This window comes from Saliniramus sp., from assembly GCF_035311605.1.
GTDB lineage: Bacteria > Pseudomonadota > Alphaproteobacteria > Rhizobiales > Beijerinckiaceae > Saliniramus.
Genome location: NZ_DATGCW010000379.1, coordinates 1 through 7,029 on the forward strand (window position 1 = coordinate 1; position 7,029 = coordinate 7,029).

Sequence of the window (7,029 nt, forward strand, 5' to 3'; positions counted from 1 at the left end):
CCCGCCTGCGAGATCGGCAGGCCGTGCTTGAATGCGATCGCCGTCTTCATATCGAAGCATCGCGAATGTCCGAAAGGTGAATCGTCGAGATAATTCATGAAGTACCAGTATAGCCATGTCCAGTCGAAACTGAGCGGATAAGCAACCAAAACAGGCTTGCCGCCCGCTGCGACGTCCCGGATCCAGGCTGCGATCTCCGCCATCGCTTCGCGCGGATGCGCCCCGCTGACTTTCAGCCCCTCGCGATCGAGACCATTGACCGCGAGTGCTTCCTCTTGGAACTGCTCGGAAATCGGCTTGAACTCGCGATAGATCGAAACCGAATAATCTTCTGGCGCGATGAAACGCGTCCCGTCGTGACGCCCGGCGAAGACGAGGCCCACGGAGAGCATGGAATACGGCCCCGGAATCGGGCCATCCGTCTCGATATCCGCAGAAAAATAGACGTCCACGTAGCACTCCCGCAATTTGTATGCATCGTTGCGATCAGGCGTCGAGAGCGACGCGTGAATCATGCTCCATTTGCCCAATGCGCAGTGCCCTCGTCAATCATGCGGGCCAGCTTTTCCGGTCACCTGCGACCCAGACACCGCTCCTCTCTCGACAAGCCCTTGCGCGCCCTCTAAAACCCGCTCGTCCAGAAAATCGCGGCGGGCGCGAGGAAAGAGAGACGGGTCTCCATGAGCGGCGTAAACGAAATCCGGTCGGCATTCCTGAACTATTTCGCCAAGCACGGTCACGAGATCGTGGCGTCGAGCCCGCTCGTGCCGCGCAACGATCCGACGCTAATGTTCACCAATGCGGGCATGGTGCAGTTCAAGAACGTCTTCACCGGCGTCGAGCACCGGCCCTATTCGCGTGCGGTGACTTCGCAGAAATGCGTGCGCGCCGGCGGCAAGCACAATGATCTCGACAATGTCGGTTATACCGCACGCCACCACACCTTCTTCGAGATGCTGGGGAATTTCTCGTTCGGCGATTATTTCAAGCCGCTCGCGATCGAGCTCGCCTGGAACCTGGTGACGCAGGAGTTCGGCCTGCCGAAGGACAAGCTCCTCGTCACCGTCTATGCCGATGACGACGATGCGGCGGATCTGTGGAAGAAGGTTGCCGGCCTGCCCGAATCGAAGATCATCCGTATCGCTTCCGACGACAATTTCTGGCGCATGGGCGATACCGGCCCCTGCGGCCCCTGCTCGGAGATCTTCTATGATCACGGTGACCACATTCCCGGCGGCCCGCCCGGCTCGCCCGACGAGGACGGGGACCGCTTCATCGAGATATGGAATCTCGTCTTCATGCAGTTCGAGCAACTCGAGAGCGGCGAGCAGATCGACCTGCCCTCCCCCTCGATCGATACCGGCATGGGGCTCGAGCGCATTTCCGCCGTGATCCAGGGCACGCACGACAATTATGCCACCGACATGATGCGCGCCCTGATCGGGCAAGTGGAGAATTTCACCAATGTCGATGCGGATGGCCCGCAATCCGCCTCGCACCGTGTCATCGCCGATCATCTGCGCGCCTGCTCCTTCCTCGTCGCTGACGGGGTGCTGCCCTCGAACGAAGGACGCGGCTACGTGCTGCGCCGGATCATGCGCCGCGCCATGCGCCATGCCCAGCTGCTCGGCTCCCGCGACCCGCTGATGCACCGGCTCGTCCCCGCCCTCGTGCGCGAAATGGGCCAGGCCTTCCCCGAACTCGTGCGCGCCGAAGGCCTGATCGAGGAGACCTTGCTGCTCGAGGAGCGCCGCTTCCGCAAGACACTGGAGCGCGGGCTCGGCTTGCTCGAGGAAGCCGCGCAGGGGCTCGGCAGCGGTGATGAGCTCCCCGGCGAGACCGCCTTCACGCTCTACGACACCTACGGTTTCCCCCTCGATCTGACCCAGGACGCCCTGCGCAATCGCGGTGTCGCGGTCGATCTCGCGGGCTTCGAGGCGGCCATGGAAGCCCAGCGCGAGCGCGCCCGCGCCGCCTGGGCCGGCTCCGGCGAGGCGGCGACGGAAACGGTCTGGTACGGCGTGCGCGAACGCGTCGGCGCCACCGATTTCCTCGGCTACGATACCGAGAAGGCGGAAGGCGTGGTACGCGCGCTGTTGCGCCAAGGCGAGGAGGTTGATGCGCTCGCCCCGGGCGAGAGCGGCCTCGTCGTCTTGAATCAGACGCCGTTCTACGGCGAGTCCGGCGGCCAGGTCGGTGATACCGGCACGATCACCGCGCCGGGCATTCGCGCCCGCGTGACCCAGACCGAAAAGAAGCTCGGCGATCTCTTCGTGCATCACGTCACCGTGGAGGAAGGCTCGCTGCGCAGCGGCCAGCCGGTCGAGCTCACAGTCGATCACGCCCGCCGGGCCGCCATCCGCGCCAACCATTCCGCGACACATCTGCTGCACGAGGCCCTGCGGCTGGTTCTGGGCGATCATGTTGCCCAGAAAGGCTCGCTGGTCGCACCCGAGCGGCTGCGCTTCGATATCAGCCATCCCAAGCCGATGAGCGACGAAGAGCTCGCGCAGGTGGAGCGCATCACCAATGCGCTGGTGCTGCAGAACGCCCCGGTGACCACCAAGCTGATGGCGGTGGACGAGGCGATCGAATCCGGCGCGCGCGCCCTGTTCGGCGAGAAATACGGCGACGAGGTGCGCGTCGTCTCGATGGGCAGCTATCCGGAAGAGTTTGCCCCGGAAGGCGCGGCTAAGCCGTTCTCTATCGAATTGTGCGGCGGCACCCATGCCCGGCGCACCGGTGATATCGGCCTCGTCTCGATCGTTGGGGAAGGCGCGGTATCGGCCGGCGTGCGGCGGATCGAGGCGCTGACCGGTGATGCCGCGCGCGATCACCTTACCCGTGAGAGCCGCAACCTGCGCAGCATGGCCGGCCTGCTCAAGACCAGCGTCGAGGATGCCCCGACCCGGCTCGCCTCCCTGCTCGAAGAGCGCCGCAAGCTCGAACGTGATCTCGCGGAAGCCCGCAAGCAGCTCGCGCTCGGCGGTGGCGGTGGTGACGGCGCGGCGGAGGCCGTGCGCGACATCGCCGGCGTGAAATTCCTGGGCCGCAGCGTCACCGGCGTCGAGATGAAGGATCTGAAGAGCCTCGCCGACGACGCCAAGCGCAAAATCGGCTCGGGTATCGTCACCATTGTCGGCGTGTCGGAAGACGGCAAGGCCGGCATCGTCGTGGGTGTCACCAAGGATCTGACCGAGCGCTTCGATGCGGTCACGCTGGTGCGCGCCGGCTCCGCCGCGCTCGGCGGCAAAGGCGGCGGCGGGCGCCCCGACATGGCCCAGGCCGGCGGGCCGGACGGGGCGAAGGCCGATGCGGCGATCGAGGCGGTGGCGTCGGCTCTCGAGAGCTGATCCGCTCTGAGTCATTCTCTGGCGCATCATTTTTATCCGTCAGCCGGTATCCACCTGACGGAATGATGCTCTCAACCGAAGCGCGCGTAATCGATCGGCTGATGCCGGTCGAGGCTCTGCTCGGCGCGCGGCAACGGATATTTCAGCCCGGTGGCGCAGTTGAACAGCATCACCCGCTCATCCTTGCCGATCCGCCCCTCGGCGAGAGAGCGTCTATAGGCCGCCCAGGTCGCGGCGCCTTCCGGGCAGAGCAACAGCCCCTCCGTCTGCGCGACTTCCGCGAGACCTTCGGTGATCTCGGCGTCCGAGACGGCCATGGCATAGCCGCCGCTCTCGCGCACCGCGCGCAGGATCAGGAAATCGCCGACGGCCTGCGGCACACGCACGCCCCAGGCGATGGTCTGCGCATCCTCCCAGCGCGGGGCGTGCTCCTCGCCCGCCTCGTAGGCCTTGACGATCGGTGCGCAGCCCTCGGCCTGGACCGCGATCATGCGCGGGCGCTTCGATCCGATGAAGCCGATCTTCTCCAGTTCGTCGAAGGCCTTCCACATGCCGATCAGGCCGGTGCCGCCGCCGGTGGGATAGAAGATCGCATCGGGAACCTCCCAACCGAGCTGCTCGGCGAGTTCCAGCCCCATCGTCTTCTTGCCCTCGATCCGGTAGGGCTCCTTCAGCGTCGAGAAATCGAACCAGCCGGCTTCCTCCTTGCCCTGGCCGACGATCTTGCCGCAATCGTCGATCAGACCGTTGACGCGGTAGACGTCGGATCCCTGCAGGGCGATCTCGGAAATGTTCACCTCCGGCGTATCCTCGGGGCAGAACACCGTGGTGCGGATGCCCGCGCGCGTCGCATAGGCGGAGAGGGCAGCACCCGCGTTGCCGTTGGTGGGCATGGCGATATGGCCGATGCCGAATGCTTTGGCCATGGAGACGGCCATGACGAGGCCGCGTGCCTTGAACGAACCGGTGGGCAGGCGTCCCTCCTCCTTGACCAGAATCTCGCCACCGCCGAGCTTCTCCGACAGGCGCGGCAGGGGCACGAGCGGTGTGAAATTCTCGCCGAGGCTGACGATATCCGCGTTGCGGCGCACGGGCAGCAATTCGCGATACCGCCACAGATCCTGCGGGCGAGCAGTGAGCGCAGCCTTGTCGAGCGCCTTGCGCACACCGTCGAGATCGTAGCGCACCAGCAGCGGGCGCCCGACGCGCGAGAGATTGTGCGGCGTATCCGCCTCGTAGACCTCGCCGGTCATGGCGCATTCGAGATGCGTCACGAAGGTGGGGCGCTCCTCGGTCAGATTGAGATCGTGGGGTATGCCGGATGGATGTGTCATGGTCGGCTCCTGTTGCTTACCCACCATCATCGCCATGGTGAGCGCGGCGGTCCACGGGGCAAACCGCCCGGGCGCTGCGTAGAATTCCACGCATGCATGAAGTCGCGCCCGATCGAAGACGCGTTCACCCCGTCTCGAGGCGCGCCTTTATGGCCCGCAGCAGACGGGCGCTGCGCGCATCCTCGCATAGACGCGCGCCCTGGATCTGCACGCGTACGACCTGTTCGGCGCGCGAACCGAAACGCGCGCGGTAGCGCCCGGCGAGTATCTCGATACGCGCAGGGTCACAGCGTTGCAATCTGCGCTTGAGGGCACTACTCATGATGAGCAGCACGGCACCCGGAAGAATTGCACCAAGAAACAGTGCCGCTACAACGGGAATCAGGCAGGGATCGCTCATTCGTGATGACTATAGTCTACAGATCATCACAACAAGCGAAATGTGACGTTGAATCTGTAGACCTTTGGTCAACAAACTGGCGCTTGCATCGGGCATGAGCCGCCTCAGACAGATCCTCGGTCGCAACCTTCGGCTCGCCCGCAATCGCCTGAAGCTGTCGCAGGAGGTGCTTGCCGGCGAGTCCGGCGTTGATCGCACCTATGTCTCGGGAATCGAGCGCGGCCTGCGCAACCCTTCCGTCGATCTGATCGAGAAGCTCGCTGGCGCGCTCGGCGTCACCGCAGCGGATCTGATCACCGACCCGGCGCCGGAAAGCCTGCGTCGCAAGCCGGACGAAGACGCCGGGGCGGAGGCATCCGGCTGAAACCCGGACGCATCGCGCAGCCGTGATCACGCATGCCTGCGCGCCCCTTTCCTCGCGCGCCCGGACGGGCTAGAGATGCGCGCATGATCCGCACCGAAGACACCGCCCATCCGGCACCGCTGAACCCGCTGCTCAAGCTCGCGCTCGAGATGGGACCGCTCGTCATCTTCTTCTTCGTCAACCAGCGCGGCGATATCTTCGCGGCGACGGCGGTGTTCACCGTGGCAACCGTGATTGCGCTTGCGATCCATTACGCGCTGGTGCGAAAGCTGCCGGTGATGCCACTGGTATCCGCCGTTGTTGTCGTCGTCTTCGGCGGGCTGACGCTGCTCTTGCAGGACGAGCTCTTCATCAAGCTCAAACCGACCATCGTGAACACCCTGTTTGGGATCGTGCTGCTGGTGGGGCTGTATTTCGGCAAGCCGCTTCTGACGGTGGTGCTCGATTCGGTCTTCAAGCTCACGGATGAGGGCTGGCACAAGCTCACCTTCCGCTGGGGGCTGTTCTTCTTTTTCCTGGCGGCGGTCAACGAGGTGGTCTGGCGGACACAGACGACGGATTTCTGGGTGAGCTTCAAGGTCTTCGGCATCATGCCGATCACCATCGTCTTCGCGCTGGCGCAGACGCCGCTTCTGATGCGCCACGAATTGCCGGAGGACGGCGCGGGCGGGGACGCGGCTTCGGATGACGCGGCACCTGATCAGCCCGCGGCACCTCCCGCACCGCCCCCGCGTAACGACGCCTCACCCTGAAGCCTGTCGCCTCAGCTGCGATAGACCATCGCGTCGAGCTGCTGCATGAGTTTGCGGTTGGCCTCGCGGCGTTCTTCCCAGGCTTCCATATCGGCGCGCACTTCCTTCATCACCGCGTTGGGATTCTCGGGAGAGCCGGGGAGCTTTCGCGCGACCGCGCGGGAGGGGGATTCGTGTGCCCTGGGAAGGGCCTCGGTAAAACCGATGCCCTGCGTGGCGAGGCCCATCGCCTCGCGGAAGACGGCACGGTCGCGCGCGACTTGCGCGCGCGCTTCATCGGCAGCCGAAGAGCCCGTCCCCGGTGCCGGGGCGGGCGTGGCGGGTTGCGACGGGGCTCCCGGGGCCGGCCTCGTCGGTTCAGGCGGCCCGTGGACCGGACGCGTCCGGAGTTCAGCCAGATAGCTCGGGTTCGCGCCTGCGAAGGATCCGGAAGAGAGCACACCACCAGACATGAGAGATCACCCGCTGGTTGCGCTTACTGACGATAGAGCATCTGGATGCCCTGCGGACGCTTGGCGAAATCCTGGTTCTGCGCTTCGACGGAGGTATCGAGCCCCTTGCGCTGCCCGGTATTGGCATTGATCGTGAGGCTGGTCTTCATCGATTCCTGGGTGTTGATATTATCCGCCGTACGCATGGCCGATTGAAAGGCCTGATTCTGCGCGACGACGCTGGACAATTGTTCCAGCATTGCCGACGTGGTGTCGGTCGTCACCGAGGACGTATTACCGATTCCCTCCGCCATGTCGCTTTCCCCTGCATGCGTCACTTGTGAACCTGCGATGCATGGTTGCGGGGATGGGGCAGAGAGTCAATGAAGGATTAA

The 7,029-nt window shown here is 64.7% G+C and carries 8 protein-coding genes; 3 read left to right on the plus strand and 5 right to left on the minus strand.

The window, feature by feature from the left end:
* Positions 1 to 452: exonuclease (locus VKP01_RS16955; protein WP_324414372.1), on the minus strand; the 452-nt coding region annotated here is incomplete at its 3' end.
* A 228-nt stretch (positions 453 to 680) separates the two neighbouring features.
* Here VKP01_RS16955 and alaS point away from each other — a divergent pair.
* Entirely contained in the window at positions 681 to 3,353 is a 2,673-nt protein-coding gene (gene alaS, locus VKP01_RS16960) for an alanine--tRNA ligase (RefSeq protein WP_324414374.1), read from the plus strand.
* Between the two features lie 71 nt (positions 3,354 to 3,424).
* On the opposite strand, the gene VKP01_RS16965 is transcribed toward alaS, so the two are convergent.
* Both VKP01_RS16965 and VKP01_RS16970 read right to left on the minus strand, forming a co-directional pair.
* On the minus strand, positions 3,425 to 4,687 hold the full coding sequence (locus tag VKP01_RS16965; protein WP_324414376.1) for a threonine synthase: 1,263 nt from the start codon (positions 4,685 to 4,687) through the stop codon (positions 3,425 to 3,427).
* A gap of 124 nt (positions 4,688 to 4,811) precedes the next feature.
* On the minus strand, positions 4,812 to 5,087 hold the full coding sequence (locus VKP01_RS16970) for a hypothetical protein (protein WP_324414378.1): 276 nt from the start codon (positions 5,085 to 5,087) through the stop codon (positions 4,812 to 4,814).
* Between the two features lie 94 nt (positions 5,088 to 5,181).
* Between VKP01_RS16970 and VKP01_RS16975 the strand changes: the two genes are divergently transcribed.
* Both VKP01_RS16975 and VKP01_RS16980 read left to right on the plus strand, forming a co-directional pair.
* Positions 5,182 to 5,451 (plus strand): helix-turn-helix transcriptional regulator, encoded by a 270-nt coding sequence (locus VKP01_RS16975; protein ID WP_324414380.1) that lies wholly within the window; start codon positions 5,182 to 5,184, stop codon positions 5,449 to 5,451.
* Between the two features lie 83 nt (positions 5,452 to 5,534).
* Positions 5,535 to 6,203 carry a septation protein A gene (locus tag VKP01_RS16980; protein ID WP_324414382.1) on the plus strand — a complete coding sequence of 223 codons (669 nt, stop codon included), beginning with the start codon at positions 5,535 to 5,537 and terminating at the stop codon, positions 6,201 to 6,203.
* Positions 6,204 to 6,214: 11 nt separating this feature from the next.
* On the opposite strand, the gene VKP01_RS16985 is transcribed toward VKP01_RS16980, so the two are convergent.
* Both VKP01_RS16985 and VKP01_RS16990 read right to left on the minus strand, forming a co-directional pair.
* Entirely contained in the window at positions 6,215 to 6,655 is a 441-nt protein-coding gene (locus tag VKP01_RS16985) for a hypothetical protein (RefSeq protein ID WP_324414384.1), read from the minus strand.
* A gap of 23 nt (positions 6,656 to 6,678) precedes the next feature.
* Entirely contained in the window at positions 6,679 to 6,948 is a 270-nt protein-coding gene (locus VKP01_RS16990) for a hypothetical protein (protein WP_074444404.1), read from the minus strand.
* Positions 6,949 to 7,029: the final 81 nt, after the last annotated feature.